Raw genomic sequence first — 17,264 nt, 5'->3', positions numbered from 1 at the left:
GGCGGCGGCGGTCTGCGCGGCCTCCGGCTCGACCGTGCCCAGCGGGATCGAGCCGGGCTCAGCGCGCGGCGGTGTGCAGGATCTCCTCGCCGAGCGCGAGCGAGCGGACGTTCCGCGCGATCCGCTCGTCGGCGCCGACGGGGCGCCCGCCCGCGCCGTGCGGCGTGATGAGCAGCCGCGGCGCTCCCCACAGCGGGGCGTCGGCCGGGAGCGGCTCGGGATCGGTCACGTCGATGCCGGCGGCGCCCAGGCGCCCGTCCTCGAGGGCGTCGAGCAGAGCGCCCTGATCGACCGTCGCCCCGCGTCCCACGTTCACGAGGATCGCGTGGTCCGGCAGCGCGTCCAGGACCTCGCGGCCGACGGCTCCCGCCGTCTCCGGGGCGGCCGGGAGGATGTCGACGAGGACATCGGTCCCCGGCAGGGCGGACATGACGTCGTCCGCCGCGATGACCTCGAAGCCGGAGCGCTCCCCCGCGCTGCGGGCGACCCCGCGCACGTGCGCGCCGAGGGCGGCGAGGATCGGAGCGAGGGTCTGCCCGATCTCCCCGAATCCCCAGATCAGCACGCGGGCGTCGAGCAGGGTGGTGAGGCGGCCCTCGGGGTGGAGGGGCTGCAGGCCGCCGAGCTCTCGGGACCACTCGTGGTGCTCCTGGGCGATCCGCGCCTCGGGCAGGCGCCGCACGAGCGTGAGCAGCAGGGCCAGGGCGTGCTCGCTCACGGTGCGCGAGTGCAGGCCCGCGCCGCTCGCGATCACCACGTCGTCGGCGAATCCGGCGGCGAGGATCCCGTCGACCCCGGCGGCGAGGGACTGCACGAGGCGCAGGGAGCCCAGGTCGCGCGCGGCCGACTCGAGATGGCGGCGCGAGGAGCCCCAGACCACGAGGGCCTCGGCGTCGCGGTGCTCGGCGGGGATCGGTTCGCGGGCGTCGACGACGACGGCCTCCCACCCCTCGGGAAGGGCGGGGTCGAGCTCCATCGTATCCGGCAGCAGGATCTTCATGGCACAAGGCTAGGACGTCGGGCCCGGAGGCGCGGGCCGCCACGGCGGATCCGGACACCGCATCGCACGGGATCACCCGGCCGGGGGCACCTGTCCGAGAGCGCCGGAGAGCGCCCGGGGGCACCCGCGAGCACTAACCTGGGCGCATGCGCATCGGCCCGGCACCCCGTTCCACGCGCGCCCCCTCCACCTCGTCCTCCCGGCGTCTGCTGCGCGCCGTCGGCCGCCTCGCCCGCACTGTCCATGCCGACGTGGCACCGCGGGCCACGCGCCGCATGATCCGCCGCGCTGCGGGGCGCGTGGCGACCACGACCCCGCTGAGCGCCTCGGGCTTCCTGGGCGCGAGCATGGCCGGCTGGATCGCGACCTCGCCGAGCCTGCTGCCGCGCACCTGGTGGATGTGGGCGGCCAACTACGCGCTGTCCACGACGTACGGATACGCCTCGGGCGTGGTGCTGGGCCGCACCGGACGGATGCTCGTGCGCCGCCTCCCCCATCCCGCGGCGCGCGAGCCCCTCAGTCCCAGGAACCGGGAGACGCTGCGCTGGGGCGGCGCGGCCGCCCTGGTCGGGATCACCGCCTACTCGTGGACCCGAGGGGCGCTGCGGCAGCGGGAGATCAGCGTGCTCGTGGACCGCGAGCCGAAGAACCTCGCCACGCATGCGGTCGGCACCGCCGCGGGGCTCGGCATCTTCGCCGGAGTGCTCATGGCGTCCCGCGTCGTGGGCGCGACGGCCCGCCTGTACCGGCTGCTGCTGCGCTCCTACCTGCCTCCGCTCGCCGTCGCCATCGGCTCCGCCCTGCTCACCGCGGCGACGCTCGCCGTCGCCATCGACCGCCTGGTGCGCGGCCAGGTGCTCGAGCGGATGATCGAGCGCGCCGAGCAGGCCAACCGGCTGCTCTCCCCCGACCTGCGCCGCCCCGCCTCCGAGCTGGTGTCCGGCTCGATCGCCTCGAAGGAGAGCTGGGAGTCCCTCGGCGCCGCGGGACGGCGCATCGTCTCCTCCGCGGCGAGCGCCGAGGAGATCGCGCGGGCCACAGGGAGGAGCGCGAGCACGCCCATCCGCGTGTACGCGGGCAAGCGCTCCGACCGCACGCTCGAGCAGACCGTCGCGGCCGTGATCGCCGAGCTCGACCGCACCCGCGCGTGGGAGCGCGAGGTGCTCGTGCTGTTCACCGGGACCGGCACGGGCTGGCTGCAGGAATGGTCGCTGTCCGCGGTCGAGTTCCTCACCGGCGGGAACTGCGCGACTGCCTCCCTGCAGTACTCGGTCTACTCGAGCGCCCTGAACTACGTGCTGGACAGGCGCACCCCGCAGCGTGCGGGGCGTCTGCTGTTCGAGGCGGTGCGCGGGAGGCTCGACGCGATGCCCCCGCACGAGCGCCCGCGCCTGTTCGCGGCCGGGGAGTCGCTCGGCTCCTTCGCCGGCCACGCGGCGTTCGGCGACGTCTCGGAGATGCTCGCGCGCATCGACGGCGCGGTGTGGACGGGCACCCCGGGGTTCACGCCGATCTGGCGCGAGCTCACCGAGGCGCGACGGCCGGGCACGCCGGAGATCGCACCCGTGGTGGGCGACGGCGAGCACGTCCGCTTCATCACCGAGCCGGCCGATCTGCATCGCCCCTTCCACGGCCGCGGCCCGGCCTTCGGGCCCTGGCTGCCGCCGCGCGTGGCCTACGTTCAGCACGCCTCGGACCCCGTCGTCTGGTGGCAGCCGTCCCTCCTGGTGAGGAAGCCCGACTGGCTGCGAGAGCGCGTGGGCAGGGACGTCACCGGCGCCATCGGCTGGGCACCATGGATCACCTTCTGGCAGATCGCGGCGGACATGCCGCTCTCGGCCGAGGTCGACGGCGGCCACGGCCACAGCTACCACGAGGAGGTCGTGCTGGTCTGGGCCGCGGTCCTCGGTCTCGACCCGTCGGTGGACCGAGGGCGTGTGGTGCGGGCGATCCAGCAGCGGCTGGGGGCGGGGTGAGGTCAGGCGTCCGCGACGCCGTCCCAGTCCCTCATTCGCCGGTCGCGACCTCCCGGCCCTCGTCCGCGCTCCACTGCGACCACGAGCCGGGGAACAGCCGCGCGCCGGTGAAGCCGGCGCGCTCGAGGGCCAGCAGGTCGTGGGTCGCGGTGACGCCCGAGCCGCAGTAGACGATGATCTGGTCCGCGTCGCCCACGCCCGCTGACTCGAAGCGCTCGCGCAGCGCCTGCGGGTCGAGGAAACGGCCTCCAGGAGCGATGTTCCCCGCGAACGGAACGTTGATCGCACCGGGCACGTGACCCGCGCGCGGGTCGACGGGCTCGGTCTCGCCGCGGTACCGCTCGGATGCGCGGGCGTCGATGACGACCGAGCCCTCGCTCCCGGCGGCGGCCTCGACCTCGTCGGCCGTCGCGGTCACGGCCCTCCCCCACGGGCGCGGGGCGAACGTGGCGGCGTCCGGTGCGGGGTCCTCCGTCGAGAGCTCGCCGCCGTCGGCCGTCCAGGCGCCGAGCCCGCCGTCCAGCAGCGCGGCGTCCACGCCGAGAGCGCGCAGCATCCACACCAGGCGGGAGGCCTGCGAGCCGTCGGTGTCGTCGAGGGCGAGCACGGCGGCGCCGTCCCCGATGCCCGCCGCGCCGAGGGCGGCGGCGAAGTCGGCGGGGTCCGGCAGCGGGTGGCGCCCGGCGTCGGGCCCTGCGGGGGCGGCGAGATCGGCGCCCAGGTCGATGTACACGGAGCCGGGCACGTGGCCGGCGAGGAAGGTCGAGCGGCCCTTCGACCCGTCGAGCGCCCAGCGCACCTCGGCGACGCGCACTCCGGGCTGCTCGCGCAGAGCGCGGAAGCGATCGATGTCGATGACCGGGGGCAGGGAGGGCGCGGGAGTCATGGATGCCACTCTAGGAGCAGTGCCAGACTGTCGGTATGAGGATCGCATTCCTGGGCACCGGACGGATGGGCACGGAGCTTGCCCTGCAGCTGCTGGGCGCGGGCCACGAGCTCGTGGCCTGGAACCGCACCCGCGAGCGCACGCGGATCGTCGAGAAGGGCGGAGCCCGCGTGGTCGACGCCCCCCAGGAGGCCGTCGAGGGCGCGGACGTCGTGGTCACGAGCCTGTTCGGCCCGGGTGCCGTCCGAGAGGCGGTCATCGGTCCGGGTCTGGTCCCGGAGGGCGTGACCTGGGTCGACACCACGACCGTCTCCCCCGCCGACGCCGATGAGTTCGCCGGCGCCGTCGCCGGCTACGTCGCCGCGCCCGTCGTGGGCACGCTGGGCCCGGCGCGCAAGGGCATGCTCGGGGTCTATGTGGGCTCGGCCGACGCGGACCGTCGTGCGCAGGTGGCCGATCTCGTCGCCCCCTGGGCGGACCCCGATCGTCTCGTCCAGGTCGGCTCGGGCCGCGAGGCCGCGACCGGGAAGCTGCTGGCGAACCTCGCGCTCGCCGTGAGCGCGCAGGGGTTGAAGGAGGCGCTCGCCCTCGGCGCGGCGTGCGGCGTGTCCGACGAGGCGACCCTCGACATGCTGGGCTCGACGGGCCTCGCGTTCATCGCCGGCATGAAGGGCACGTTCGTGCGCGGCGAGCGCTCCACCGAGGGCGGTGACTTCACGGTCGACGCGATCGCGAAGGACGCCCGCCTCATGCTCGACACGGTGGCGGACACGGGAGAGGACGAGGACCTGCCGGCGCTGCACGCCGCTCTCGACTCCCTGGAGGCGCAGCAGGAGGCGGACCGCGGCGAGCATGACTTCTCGGCGATGTTCGTGCACGACGGCTCCGGGGATCAGCCCAGCTCCTGAGCGATCCCCTGCCCGGCCTGTCGGCCCGAGAAGAGGCATCCGCCCAGGAAGGTGCCCTCGAGCGCCGAGTTGCCGTGGTAGCCGCCGCCTCCGAAGCCGGAGGCCTCGCCCGCGGCGAACAGCCCGTCGAACGCGCCGCCGCCCGCCGCGGGCGCGCGCTGCACGCGGCCGTCGAGGTCGGTCTCGAGGCCCCCGAGGGTCTTGCGCAGCAGCACGTGCAGGCGCACCGCGATGAGGGGGCCCGCCGCAGGATCCAGCAGACGGTGCGGGGCCGCGGTGCGGATGAGACGGTCGCCGACGTACCGGCGGGCGCCGCGGATCGCGGTGATCTGGGTGTCCTTCGCGAAGGGATTCACGACCTCCGCGTCGCGGGCCCGGATCTGCGTCTCGAGCCGCTCGGCGTCCACGAGCTCCTCCCCCACCAGGGCGTTCATCTTCTGCACGAGGCCGGGGACGTCGCTCGCGGTCACGAAGTCCTCGCCGCGGTCCAGGAAGGCCCGCACGGGCGGCGGCGCACCCGGCCGCACCCTCCCCAGCACCGCTCGCAGGTCCTTGCCGGTGAGATCTGGATTCTGCTCGCTCCCGGAGAGCACGAACTCCTTCTCGATGATCCTGCGGGTGAGCACGAACCACGAGTGCTCGCCCCCGCGCTCGCGCAGTATCCGCAGCGTGCCCGTGGTGTCGAAGCCGGGATAGGCGGGAGCGGGCAGCCGCTCCCCGCGCGCGTCGACCCAGAGCGACGAGGGGCCGGGGAGGATGCGGATGCCGTGCCCCTCCCACACGGGATCCCAGTTGCGCAGCCCCTCGGTGTAGTGCCACATGCGGTCGGCGTTGATCCAGTGCGCACCCGCATCGCGCGCCATCACCATGCCGGCGCCGTCGACGCTCGCGGGCACGCCGCGCACCACGTCCCTCGGCATGGTGCCCAGGCGCTGCGGCCACAGCTCGCCCACCAGGTCGGGGTTGCCTCCGATGCCTCCGGTGGCGAGCAGCACGGCGCCCGCGCGGGCCTCGAACTCGCCCGTCGGCCGACGGGACGAGGCGACCCCGCGCGGCGTCGCGTCGGCCTCGAGGACGTGCCCGCGCACCCCGGCCGCGCGCCCGTCCTCGAGGATCAGCGCCTCGACGGCGTGGCGGGTGCGCAGGCGGATCCGGCCGCTCTCGCGGTGCGCGGCGAGGCGGCGCAGGAACGGCTCGAGCACGCCGGGCCCGGTGCCCCAGGTGACGTGGAAGCGGGGCACGGAGTTGCCGTGGCCCTCGGCGGTGCCGTCGCCGCGCTCGGCCCAGCCGACGACGGGGAAGAAGCGCACGCCCATCCCGTGCAGCCAGGCGCGCTTCTCCCCCGCGGCGAAGCGCAGGTAGGCCTCGGCCCAGGCGCGGGGCCAGTGATCCTCGGGCCGCTCGAAGCGCGCGGAGCCCATCCAGTCCTGATGCGCCAGCGCGAGGGAGTCGCGGATCCCCAGCCGGCGCTGTTCGGGGCTGTCCACGAGGAACAGGCCGCCGAAGCTCCAGTGCGCCTGCCCGCCGAGGTCCGCCATGCCCTCGCGCTCGAGGAGGAGAACGTCGCGCCCGGCGTCGGCGATCTCGCAGGCGGCCACGAGCCCGGCCAGGCCCGCGCCCACGACGATCGCGTCGGCCGCGAGCTGATGCGCCGCGGGGCGAGCGGCGGGAGGGGTGCTCACCGCACCTCCAGCCGTCCCACGCGGCTCAGCGGATCGTCCTGGTTCGCGCCCGACATCGTGGCGCTGCGCTGGCGGTTCTTCTCGCCGACATGGTGATCGAAGGCCTGGAGGTTGCCGACCTGGATGTCGGTCTCGCGCTCGAAGCCGAAGCGCTTGTCCTTGTTGCGGTAGTAGCGGTAGATGCCGCCGTAGATCGCGCCGAACACGGCCGGTCCCACGACGAACGGGAGCGCGAGAGCGAACAGCCCGCCCTCGGAGCTGCCGCCGTCGGCCAGCAGCACCTGCGCCGCGAGGATGGTGTCCATGGCCTGCTCCTCTCAGAATCCCTGGGTGAGGAAGACTCCCCAGCCCACGACCGCCGCGGCGGCGGTCGCGACCGCGCCGCCCGCGCAGGCCAGGCTGAAGATCCGCGGATGGGACACGGGGACGGACCCCATGGTCTTGCCGGTGCGGCCGTTCACCGCGATGTAGTGGACGTAGCTGCCCTTCGACGTCTGCTGGTAATAGCTGTAGAGCCACACCGGGACGTACATCGTGATCCAGCGGGTGCCGCGGACCGCGACACCCTCGCGCTCCCAGCGCACGCCGCGGTCGTACTGGGCGATCGTGGGACGCGCCTTCTCCCGCGCGATCGTGAGGAACTTGTCCTCGACCCGCTCGTCGAGGTCGTCGATGTCCAGGTCGCGGCGCTCGGAGGTGAAGCGCGAGAGGTAGTTCGGGTTGAACACGAGCGCCTCGCGGGTGTCGTACGGCTGGACCGCGTCGAGGATGTAGTTGGTCGCAGCCGAGGAGTCGGTGCGGTCGTACTGCCGCGAGGAGCCGGCCGTGAGGTCGTTGACCAGCACGTCGAAGCTGCGGCCCAGCTCGTGGACGCTCGCGTCCCAGTAGCGCTCGGAGACCGTCTGGTCCTTCCCGACGCGGCGCTGGACCGTGTAGGTGCGGGTGGTGATCTCACCGGTGCCGCGCAGGTCGGTGTGCAGGTTCCCGTCCACCACCATGTAGGGCATATAGACGCCCTTGACGTTGTCCGGCACGAACTCCTTGACGAAGGTGCGGTTGGCGAAGGTGCGCCGGGAGTCGACGAACTTCTTGATCTGTTCGACCGCCTGCTCGCGCGTGAGCGTGAAGGGCAGCACCGCGTCCGGGACGGCGCCGTTGGGGATCTGATGGTTGATCGAGAGCACCTGGCGGCACCAGTGGCAGCGGGCCTGCAGGGTCTCGTCGGACTTCACGACGATCTCGGCGCCGCAGCCCTGGCACTTGATGGTGACCATCGAATCGCCGGCCTGGACATCCTGGGCGCCGGAGGCGACGTGGTCGCCGCGCAGCTCCTGGATCGGGGTGTCGAGGTGGAACGCCTTCTCGGCGTTGTCCTCGTTCCACTGGTTGCGGCAGTAGTCGCACACGAGCGCACGGGACTCGATCCGGTAGTGCACATCGGAGGACCCGCATCGCGGGCATTTGTCGAGGCCGTGGCTCTTGCCGCGATCGGTGTCGATGACCCGGGCGCCCGACGTGGCCTCGTCGATCGCATCCTGGATCTGCTCGGCGGGGCCGGCGCTCTGATCCGGCAGGACGGACTGCGGCGGGGCCGATGGCCCGGAGGGCGGGGCCGATGGCTGCTGGGGGATCTGGGGCGTGCGCCCCTGGGGCTGTTGCGCCGGGCGCGGTGGGGCCGACGGGGTCCCCCGCGTTCCCCGGGCAGGCGGAGGTCCCGCGGGTCCGGTCGGACGCGCGGGGTCACCGGGCTGCTGGCTCATCGCGGGTCTTCCGTGGTCTGGTTTCGAGGTGCCAGGGGGCCGACGGCCGGGTCAGAGACCCAGCGCCTTCTTCTTGGCCGCGTCGTAGTCCTCCTGCGAGATCAGCCCCTGGTCCAGCATCTGCTTGTACTGGCCGAGCTTCGCGACCGGGTCGTCCGCGGCCGGCGCGGAGCCGGAGGCCCCGTCGGCCGGAGCCCCTCCGGAAGCGCCTGCCGGGGCTCCCGCGGCCTGGTCCTGTGCAGGCTGGCCGGCGTTCTGCTGGCCCTGCTGCTGGTTCTGCTGGCCCTGCTGCTGACCCTGCTGGTTCCCGAAGTTCAGTCCGGGAGGGGTCTGGGCCTGCGAGGGCTGCACGATCCCGCCGGTCGCGTTCATGCCCATGCCCATCATCGCGATCCCCTGACCGCCGCCGTTCTCGCCGGCGCCCTGGACGCCGCGGGCGACGGCCTGGTTCATGAAGGACTGCGAGCGGTTGCCGGAGAGGGCGTCGGCCTTCTGGACGTCGTTGAGCAGCGCACGGGTGTTCTGGTCGTACTCGATCGAGGCGATCGCGACCTTGACGATCGCGAGGCCGCGGTCGCTCGACCAGCGGTAGTCCTCCTCGACGACGGCCGCGAGGGATTGCGCGAACCCGACGGCGTCGGACTGGATCCGGGTGATGCGGTTCCCCTTGTCGGGGTCGTTCGTGTACCGGGAGAACGCGGCGGCGAGCGAGGACACGACCTCGCGGAACAGCTGGTTGCCGGCCGGGTTGTCAGGGTCGGAGAAGTCGAAGACCCCGGCGTTCTCGGTGATGAACGAGGCGGGAACGTAGTTGTGCACGAACAGCAGCGGGTCGAGGATCCGCATCGTGTACGAGCCACGGGCCAGCGCCCCGACCTGGGCGTTGAGGTAGGCGTCGTCCCAGTAGATCTCCGACTGGGTGCCGAAGCGGTTGTCGGGGATCTCCTTGAGGTTCACGAAGAACGCGAGCTGCTGGGAGGTGGGGCGTCCGCCGAACTTGAAGCGCTCCCAGCTCATGCCGACGGTCGAGGACATGATGTCGTCGCCCGCGAAGACGGACTTCGAGTCGGGCGCATCGCCCTGGAACTCGTAGCCGCCGGCCTCGGTGATGAAGCCGGTCGCCTTGCCGTCGAGCACGGTGACCAGCCCGTACCCCTCGGGCACGAGGATCCGCGAGCCGTTGGTGATGATCGACTGCGAGCCGCGCACGTTCGAGCCGCGGCCGGCGTTGGTGCCGCGCGGGACCGCGGGGAACAGGGCCGCCGTCGCCGGGAGCCCGTCGGGCACCGTGAGGAAGTCCTTCCACTGATCGGCGAACATGCCGCCGATGGCGCCCTTGAATGCCTGGATGAAGCCCATGCTGATCTCCTTCGTCCCCCGGGAGGCCGGTCGTCATGTGATGCCGGCCATGCTATCGACCGCCCTGAGGAGGAGCTGTGGAGTTCCCGAAGAAGGGGCTGTGCGGGGCGGCGCTGCGGGGCATCCGGTGCCCGGCAGCGCGCGCCCCGCATCCGTGGGATCAGATCGAGAAGATCTGGCCCGTCTCCACGCCGTCGACCGACCGCACGACCGCGCGGGCCGCCTCGGCGACGGGGGTCTGCGGGAAGCCGGGGAAGCTCGCGTGGTAGCCGGTGGCCTCGGCGATGACGCTGGGGCTCACGGTGTTGATGCGGATGCCGCGGGGCAGGCCCACGGCGGCGGCGATCGCGAACGAGTCGAGCGCGCCGTTGGCGACCGACGCGGCGGCGCCGGTCTCGATGGGCTCTGCGGAGAGGACCCCGCTGGTGAGGGTGAACGACCCGCCATCGCGCACATGCGCCGCGCCGAGCGTGACGAGGGCGATCTGACCGAGGGCCTTGTCAGCCACTCCGTCCCGGAAGTCGTCGAGCGTGAGTTCGGTGAACGGCTTGAAGGCGACGACGCCGGTGGTCGCGACGACCGCGTCGACATCGCCGATGCGCTCGAAGAGGGCCTCGATCGAGGCGGGAGCGGTGAGGTCGACGTGCTCGCCGCTGCTGCGCGAGGCGCGGATGACCTCATGGCCTGCAGCTTCGAGGGCGGAAGCCGCCTCCGATCCGATGAGCCCGCGGGCTCCGACGACGAGGATGCGCTTGGTCATGATGCTGGGTCCTTTTCTTCCGGTCTGCTGTCGCGTCCATTCTCGCGCGCGGGCGGCCGGAGCGGATCGGGCCGTCGGCCTGGGTGGGGGCGTCCGGGCGGCTGCAGGACCGCCGCACGGCCCCGTCCGCCTCGCCCTAGGCGCGGAAGCCGAACCTCGCGAGGTCCTTCTTCCGGCCCGAGTCCTGCAGCGAGAGCAGCTCGGCGTAGATGCCGCCGGATGCCGCGAGGTCCTCCGGGGCGCCGATCTCGTCGACGTGTCCGTCGCGCAGGGTGACGATGCGGTCCACGCTCGCGATCGTCGAGAGGCGGTGGGCGATGATCAGCGAGGTGCGGCCGGACATGAGCTCCTCGAGACCCGCCTGCACCTGCCTCTCTGCCTTGGTGTCCAGGGCCGACGTCGCCTCGTCGAGCACGAGGATCGGCGCGTCCTTGAGCATCGCGCGGGCGACCGCGATCCGCTGGCGCTGGCCGCCGGAGAGCCGAAGCCCCCGCTCGCCGATCACGGTGTCGTAGCCGCCGGGGAAGTGCTCGATGAAGCGGTCGGCGTTCGCGCGGCGCGCGGCCTCGCGGATCTCCTCATCGGACGCGTCGGGCCGACCGTAGGCGATGTTCTCGCGGATGGTGCCGGAGAACAGGGCGGCGTCCTGGAAGACGACGCCGACCTCGCGGCGCAGCTGCCCCAGCGGCAGGTCCGTGAGAGGGTGCCCAGCGATGTCGACGCTTCCGGTGCGGGTCTCGTAGAGGCCGAGCAGCAGGTTCACGATCGTGGACTTGCCGCCGCCGGACTCGCCGACCAGGGCGACCTTCTCCCCGCGGGCGACGTCGAAGGAGACCCCGTGCAGGACGTCCTCGCCGTTCTCATAGGCGAAGCGGACGTCGTCGAAGGCGATCATCGGTGCGCCGAGGACGGGCACGGGAAGATCCTCCGCCTCGAGGCCGTCGGCGCCGGGCGCGGCCGCCACGTGCGGGGTGCGCGGATCCACGGGCGTCTCCATGACGCGGAAGTAGTCGCGGGAGCCCGCGATCGCACGCTGGGACGAGTCGATCACCCAGCTCATCGACTGCACGGGGTCGCGGGCCATGTTCATGAGCTGGATGAGCAGGACCATCTGCCCCAGGGAGAACTGGCCGCGGGCGGTGAGCACGAAGATGATCGCGTAGATCGCGAAGAAGATGAGGTTCAGCACGCCGCGGCGCAGCACGTCCATGCGGTGCCAGTGCGCGGACTGCTGGGTGGTGAGATCGTCCGTCGTCTCGAAGCGGCCGCGGAAGCCGTCGAGCTCGGAGCGCTCGCGCACGAAGGACTTCACGACGCGGATCTGGCCGATGACCTCGGCGAAGCGTCCGCCCGCGAGATCGACCTGCTCGTTCTTGGCGCCCTCGAGCTTCTGCCACTTCTTCGACGTCAGCGCGGTCAGCCACACGTAGACGGGGAAGATGATGAGCAGCAGCACCGCGAGCGGCCAGAAGTAGAAGGCCGAGATGCCCAGGACCGCGAAGGTCGTGATGAGCATCGTCGCGAACGAGTTCGAGAAGGTCTTCGCGAAGTTCGAGACCTCGGCGATCGAGCGGTTCAGCCGCGAGACGATCGTGCCGGTCAGCTCGGTGTCGAACCAGCGCTGGGGCAGGGCGAGCAGCTTGTCGAAGTAGCGCACCGAGAGGATCGTGCGCAGACGGTTGCTCATGCGGTCGCCGTAGTAGCCGCCGAGGTTGGACAGCAGCGTGTTGGCGAGCTCCGCGAGCAGCAGTGCGAAGGCGAGCCACAGCACCGTGCGGGTGGCGGAGCCGGCGTCGATGCTGCCGCCCACGGCGCCGGTGACCACGTCGGTCGCGTGCCCGATGATGAACGGGACGGCGAGGCCGGTCAGCGCGGTGACGACCGAGCAGAGGACGATGAGGAGATAGAGCGGGGTCAGCTCACGGGTGAAGCGCACGATGCGCAGGAGGGACGACACCGGTTCAGCCTAGGTGCCGAGCTCCTCCGAGGGCCCGGCGCTCAGCTACCAGCGAAGCTCCGGACGAAGCCGGGATGCTGTCGTCCACGCACCCTGCCCCTAGGCTGGCCGCATGACCCGCGGTCCGATGACGTCTTCACCCGATCCCTGGCATATCTCCGACGTCGACGTCGATCTCCACCTCGAGCTCCTCGGGCTCGAGCGCTCGGAGCCGGACCTCGCTCTGCTCGCCGAGCTCCATCGCCGGCACGTGCACACGTTCCCGTTCGCGAACGTGGATGTGCTCCTGGGGGATCATCCGGGGGTGGCGCCCGCGACCATGTCCCGCCGGCTGCTGGTCGAGCGCACCGGCGGGTACTGCTTCGAGCACGCCCAGCTGTTCGCCGCGACGTGCGAGTCGCTCGGATTCACTGTCGTCCGGCGCCTGGGACGCGTGCACAGCCCGGTCAACACCCGCACCCACATGGCCGTCGAGGTGCAGCTCGAGGGCTCGAGGATGCTCTGCGATCCCGGTTTCGGGCTCTCGATCACCGGCCCGCTACGGATGTCCGACGGTGCCGTGCGGCACGAGGCGCATGGGGAGTACTCGCTGCACCAGGGCGAGGCCGGCGGGGCCGAGACCTGGGAGCTGCGCCGGGGAGGCGAGACCGCCCACGTGATCGACACCCTGCCCGTGGTGCCGGCTGATGTGCGGGGCGGGCACGTGATCACGTCGACGGACCCGGACGCGGGCCCGTTCACCCACCGCCTCATCGTCTCCCGCTTCACCTCGGAGGGGCACCGCAGCCTGGCGGACACCTCACTGACCATCCGCAGGGCGGGGCGCCCCACGGAGCGCCGGGAGCTGACGCCCGCGCAGTCCGTCGAGACCGTGCGGGAGCTCGGCGTCCGCCTGAGCCCGGACCGGGCCGCGCGGCTGCGGCGCACGCTGGAGGCGCGCGCTGGAGACGCGGCTGCGGCGTCGCGGTGACCCGTCAGTCGCCGGGTTCGTCCGGGGAGCGGCTGGTGCCGATCAATCGGCCGAGCGTCGTCCGTTCCCCCGCGCGCCGACGCCGCACGAGCCCCGTGGCGAAGGCGTAGGGGACGAGCATCGCGAACCCGACGGCGCTGGTCAGCAGGATCGCGATGACGATCTCTCCATGGTGCTCGGCGCCGCGGGCGACCAGCAGGGCGGCGGCGATGTTGCGCTGACTGGTGAGGATCCCGGGCCCGTCGGGAACCCGCAGCGTGGGTCCCGCCTGCTCCCCGGCGATCCGGCCGGCGACGAAGGCGAGGGCCACGATCCCGATCGCGACCAGCAGCGAGGGCGAGACGAGCAGATCGAGGACGAGCCCGGAGTTCGCACCGAAGCCCGAGAGGAACATGAGGACTGCTGCGACCGCGGCGACTCCGCCGGCGAGGCGTCCCAGCGAGTCGGCCCGACGCGGCATCGCACGGGCGACGGCGACCCCGAGGATCATCGGAGCGAACATCGTCCCCAGGAGCAGGGCAGCGACGGCGAGGGCATCGACCTCGACGTCGCGCATAAGCAGCGGCACGACGATCGGCATGTACACGACCGTGCCCAGGAGCAGCACGGCCATCGGCCCCGCGGACTCGTCGAAGGGGATGCGGGCCATCGCGCCGAGCTGCAGCACGAACGGTGCGCCCGCGGCGCACAGCACGATCACGAATCCCTCGGAGACGCCGCTCGGCACCCAGGGGCTCAGCATCCAGACGATGAGGGTGCCGACAGCGGGGACCACCACGAAGTTGGCCATCAGCACGGCGATCACGCTCCGGCGATCCCGCAGCTGGCGTGCGAAGGTGTCCAGCGGGGTGCGCAGTCCCATGGAGAGCATGCTCGCGATCGCGAAGGCGGGCACGGAGATGGAGATGACGAGCTCCAGCAGATCCTCGATCGCGCTCAGCACCCGATCAGCCTAGGCCTCGCGGACCCTGGCGGGCATCCGGGCACCCCGACCATCCGGGCACCCCGAGCATCCCGAGCATCCCGAGCATCCCGAGCATCCCGAGCATCCCGAGCATCCGCGGGGATCCTCCCACCGGCACGGGCCTCCGGGACCGGCCCTCAGGGACGCAGCAGAGTGCGGAAAGCGCTCAGCGTGCCCTCGAGATCGATGCCGGGCTCCAGCAGCCACTGGATCTGCAGGCCGTCCGACGCCGCGACGAGCAGGGCCGCGATCTGCGCGGGATCGACGTCGGAACGCAGCTCCCCCGCCTCCTGCTCCGCGCGCACCCGCGCCTCGAGCGCGACGCGCAGATGCTCGAAGCGCGAGGTGAAGAAGTCCTTGGCCTCGGTCGACCGCGCCTCGAGCGAGGCCGCGACGAGCGTCGAGTACAGCTGCACGAGACCGGGCACCTCGAGGTTCTGCACGGCCGCCTGCACCATGACGTCGACGGCCGACGAGGGCTCGGGCAGGTCCGGGTCGTCGTCGCGCGCGGCTTCCGCGTGGGCGTAGACCGCCACCAGCAGCTGCTCGAGGGAGTCGAAGTAGTGGCGCAGCGCCGCGTGCGAGACGCCGATGGCCTCGGCGATGCGGCGCAGCGACGTGCCGTCGGCCCCGCGCTCGCGGAAGACCTCGATGGCGCGGTCCAGGATCTGTCGCCGTCGGGCCATGCCCTTGGCATAGGCACCGGGCCGGCCGATGGTCGCCTGGTCCTCGAGCGGCGCCCCGGCCTCCTCGTCGTGCCCCGTGGTCATCATGTCCCGCACCCTACCGCCCCAAAACCTCCAAGCGGTACTTTTCGTGCTAGCGTGACTCCGTACGCACCCGACCATCACCGAACAGGAAAGAAGGGCACCGTGGCTCTCCCCCTCGGCTCCGTGCAGCTGTACACCCTCGCTCAGCAGTTCTCCGACGACATGGGCGGCTCCCTCGACAAGCTCGCCGCGATCGGCCTGAAGAACGTCGAGGCCTTCGACTTCGTGCGCCGGCCGCGCGAGATCCGCGCCGCGCTCGACGCGAGCGGCCTCGCCTCCCCGACCGGCCACGCGCCGCTGCTCTCCGACGAGCTGTGGACCCCGGACGGCTCCATCCCCACCCCCGCCAACGAGGTCGTCTTCGAGGCCGCCGCGGAGATCGGGATGACCACCGTCATCGATCCGTTCGTGCCGGTCGAGCGCTGGCTCACGCAGGACGGCGTCAAGGACATCGCCGAGCGCCTGAACGCCGCCGCCGAGACCGCGAAGACCTTCGGGCTGAGCGTCGGCTACCACAACCACGCGCAGGAGTTCCTCGCGAGCTTCGACGGCAAGACCGCGTACGAGTACATGGTCTCCCTGCTCGATCCGAGCGTCGTCATCGAGCTCGACCTGTTCTGGGCGATCGTGGGCGGGCAGAACCCGACCGAGCTCGTGGGGTCGCTCGGCGATCGCCTCGTCGCGGTCCACGTGAAGGACGGCGTCCCGCCGCAGGGGAACCCCTTCGCGCCCGACGCCCCCGACTTCGACTCGGCGAGCCTCGACCAGCGTCACCCCGGCGAGGGCGAGGTGCCCACCGAGGACGCCCTGAAGGCCGCCGGCGACTCCCTGAAGTACGCCGTCATCGAGTACGACCACACCCCCGGTGACGTCTTCGAGGACGTCGCCGCCAGCTACGCGTTCCTGCGCGACGGAGGCTTCATCGCATGACCACCCCCAGCACCACCGGCAGCCCGATCGGTGTCGGCTTCATCGGCGTCGGCGTCATCTCCGACACCTACCTGGAGAACCTGGGCTCGTTCCCCGACGTCGAGGTCCTGATCCTCGGCGACCTCGACGTGGAGCGCGCGAAGTCCCAGGCCGCCAAGCACGGCGTCCCGGCCGCCGGCACCGCCCAGGACGTCCTGGACCACCCGGGCGTGCAGGTCGTCGTCAACCTGACGATCCCGGCCGTGCACGCCGAGGTCTCCGCGAGCGCGATCGCCGCCGGCAAGCACGTGTGGACCGAGAAGCCGCTGGGCCTGGACCGCGAGTCCACCGCGCAGCTGCTCGAGGACGCCGAGGCCAAGGGCCTGCGCGTGGGCTGCGCACCCGACACGGTGCTGGGCCCGGGCTTCCAGACCGCCAAGCGCGAGATCCTCAAGGGCACCATCGGCACCCCGCTGTTCGCCCAGACCTCCATGCAGTGGCAGGGCCCCGAGGTCTTCCACCCGAACCCCGGCTTCCTCTTCGCCAAGGGCGCGGGCCCGCTGCTGGACATCGGCCCGTACTACATCACGGCGCTCGTGAGCCTGTTCGGCACCGTGGACAAGGTCGCGGCGATGGGCCTGCGCGCCCAGCTCGAGCGCACCATCCAGGTGGGTGACCGCGCCGGCGAGACCTTCCCCGTCGAGGTGCCCTCCACGCTCTCGCTGCTCACGAGCTTCGAGGCCGGGCAGCAGGCGAACTCGCTGGTCAGCTTCGACTCGCCGCTCGCCCGCCAGGGCATCGTCGAGATCCACGGCACCGAGGGCTCGATCTTCCTGCCGGACCCGAACATGTTCGAGGGCGCGATCTCCTACGTGAAGCCCTTCGAGTCCTTCGGCGAGGCGCCGCCCGTGCAGGAGCGCATCGAGATCCCGCAGGAGGGCACGGTCACCGGCCGCGGCCTGGGCCTGCTGGACATGGTCCGCGCGATCGCCGAGGACCGTCCGCACGTCGCGAGCGGCGAGCTGGGCTACCACGTCCTGGACGTCATGCTCTCGGCCGAGGAGTCCGCCGCGAGCGAGGAGTTCGTGACCGTCAAGAGCTCGGTCTCCGAGGTGCCGACGGTCCCCGTCGACTTCGACCCCTTCGCGTCCACGATCTGAGGATCCGAGGCGGGGCTCCGCGGCCCCCGCACACTACGCGTAGCAGGAGGTCGGGTGACGTGCACATGTGCACGTCACCCGACCTCCTGCTACATCGCCTGCACGGGCTGGCGGGAGACCCCTCGGATCTGCCACGGTGATGGAGCCCGCCCGATAGCGGCTCTCCTGCCGCTGCGGCTCGCTCGCGGCGGCTCCCCTGCCGC

Annotated in this window: 15 protein-coding genes; 5 read left to right on the top strand and 10 right to left on the bottom strand. The window is 72.2% G+C overall.

Annotated features, from left to right (window positions below; translation table 11 throughout):
- Positions 1-58: 58 nt before the first annotated feature.
- The gene (locus FHG10_RS00845; RefSeq protein WP_152351455.1) at positions 59-1,000 is read right to left on the bottom strand and encodes a phosphoglycerate dehydrogenase; all 942 of its coding nucleotides are present in this window, start codon (positions 998-1,000) and stop codon (positions 59-61) included.
- Positions 1,001-1,146: 146 nt separating this feature from the next.
- Between FHG10_RS00845 and FHG10_RS00840 the strand changes: the two genes are divergently transcribed.
- Positions 1,147-2,976, top strand: a complete 1,830-nt coding sequence (locus FHG10_RS00840) for an alpha/beta hydrolase (protein ID WP_227487944.1) — start codon at positions 1,147-1,149, stop codon at positions 2,974-2,976.
- A gap of 31 nt (positions 2,977-3,007) precedes the next feature.
- Here FHG10_RS00840 and FHG10_RS00835 read toward each other — a convergent pair whose 3' ends face one another.
- Positions 3,008-3,862, bottom strand: coding sequence for a sulfurtransferase (locus FHG10_RS00835; RefSeq protein WP_152351454.1), 855 nt, complete (start codon positions 3,860-3,862; stop codon positions 3,008-3,010).
- Between the two features lie 35 nt (positions 3,863-3,897).
- Between FHG10_RS00835 and FHG10_RS00830 the strand changes: the two genes are divergently transcribed.
- Positions 3,898-4,770, top strand: coding sequence for an NAD(P)-dependent oxidoreductase (locus FHG10_RS00830; protein ID WP_152351453.1), 873 nt, complete (start codon positions 3,898-3,900; stop codon positions 4,768-4,770).
- Here FHG10_RS00830 and FHG10_RS00825 read toward each other — a convergent pair.
- The 6 genes from FHG10_RS00825 to FHG10_RS00800 all read right to left on the bottom strand — a co-directional run bounded on the left by FHG10_RS00825 (position 4,755) and on the right by FHG10_RS00800 (position 12,288).
- The gene (locus tag FHG10_RS00825) at positions 4,755-6,452 is read right to left on the bottom strand and encodes an FAD-binding dehydrogenase (protein ID WP_152351452.1); all 1,698 of its coding nucleotides are present in this window, start codon (positions 6,450-6,452) and stop codon (positions 4,755-4,757) included. The genes FHG10_RS00830 and FHG10_RS00825 overlap by 16 nt on opposite strands.
- The gene (locus FHG10_RS00820) at positions 6,449-6,757 is read right to left on the bottom strand and encodes a hypothetical protein (RefSeq protein WP_152351451.1); all 309 of its coding nucleotides are present in this window, start codon (positions 6,755-6,757) and stop codon (positions 6,449-6,451) included. The genes FHG10_RS00825 and FHG10_RS00820 overlap by 4 nt, the downstream gene beginning before the upstream one ends.
- Before the next feature lie 12 nt (positions 6,758-6,769).
- The gene (locus FHG10_RS00815; RefSeq protein WP_227487943.1) at positions 6,770-8,212 is read right to left on the bottom strand and encodes a TFIIB-type zinc ribbon-containing protein; all 1,443 of its coding nucleotides are present in this window, start codon (positions 8,210-8,212) and stop codon (positions 6,770-6,772) included.
- Positions 8,213-8,263: 51 nt separating this feature from the next.
- Complete coding sequence (locus FHG10_RS00810; protein ID WP_152351450.1) at positions 8,264-9,571, bottom strand: SHOCT domain-containing protein; 1,308 nt, start codon at positions 9,569-9,571, stop codon at positions 8,264-8,266.
- Positions 9,572-9,731: 160 nt separating this feature from the next.
- Positions 9,732-10,331 (bottom strand): short chain dehydrogenase, encoded by a 600-nt coding sequence (locus FHG10_RS00805; RefSeq protein ID WP_152351449.1) that lies wholly within the window; start codon positions 10,329-10,331, stop codon positions 9,732-9,734.
- 136 nt (positions 10,332-10,467) lie between these two features.
- Complete coding sequence (locus tag FHG10_RS00800; RefSeq protein WP_152351448.1) at positions 10,468-12,288, bottom strand: ABC transporter ATP-binding protein; 1,821 nt, start codon at positions 12,286-12,288, stop codon at positions 10,468-10,470.
- Between the two features lie 112 nt (positions 12,289-12,400).
- Here FHG10_RS00800 and FHG10_RS00795 point away from each other — a divergent pair, with 112 nt between their 5' ends.
- Complete coding sequence (locus FHG10_RS00795; RefSeq protein ID WP_152351447.1) at positions 12,401-13,258, top strand: arylamine N-acetyltransferase family protein; 858 nt, start codon at positions 12,401-12,403, stop codon at positions 13,256-13,258.
- A 4-nt stretch (positions 13,259-13,262) separates the two neighbouring features.
- On the opposite strand, the gene FHG10_RS00790 is transcribed toward FHG10_RS00795, so the two are convergent.
- Together FHG10_RS00790 and FHG10_RS00785 are read right to left on the bottom strand one after the other, a co-directional pair.
- Positions 13,263-14,201, bottom strand: coding sequence for a bile acid:sodium symporter family protein (locus FHG10_RS00790; protein ID WP_227487942.1), 939 nt, complete (start codon positions 14,199-14,201; stop codon positions 13,263-13,265).
- A gap of 158 nt (positions 14,202-14,359) precedes the next feature.
- On the bottom strand, positions 14,360-14,992 hold the full coding sequence (locus FHG10_RS00785; protein WP_152351976.1) for a TetR/AcrR family transcriptional regulator: 633 nt from the start codon (positions 14,990-14,992) through the stop codon (positions 14,360-14,362).
- Between the two features lie 102 nt (positions 14,993-15,094).
- Between FHG10_RS00785 and FHG10_RS00780 the strand changes: the two genes are divergently transcribed.
- Both FHG10_RS00780 and FHG10_RS00775 read left to right on the top strand, forming a co-directional pair.
- Positions 15,095-15,922, top strand: a complete 828-nt coding sequence (locus FHG10_RS00780) for a sugar phosphate isomerase/epimerase family protein (protein WP_152351446.1) — start codon at positions 15,095-15,097, stop codon at positions 15,920-15,922.
- A complete protein-coding gene (locus tag FHG10_RS00775) occupies positions 15,919-17,061 on the top strand; it encodes a Gfo/Idh/MocA family protein (RefSeq protein ID WP_152351445.1) in 1,143 nt (380 codons plus the stop codon). Before FHG10_RS00780 ends, FHG10_RS00775 begins: the two co-directional genes overlap by 4 nt.
- Positions 17,062-17,264: the final 203 nt, after the last annotated feature.

Source organism: Brachybacterium subflavum (genome assembly GCF_009299795.1).
Lineage (GTDB): Bacteria > Actinomycetota > Actinomycetes > Actinomycetales > Dermabacteraceae > Brachybacterium > Brachybacterium subflavum.
The sequence above is the reverse complement of the archived record's forward strand: the minus strand, read 5'-3'. Positions and strand labels throughout refer to the sequence as shown.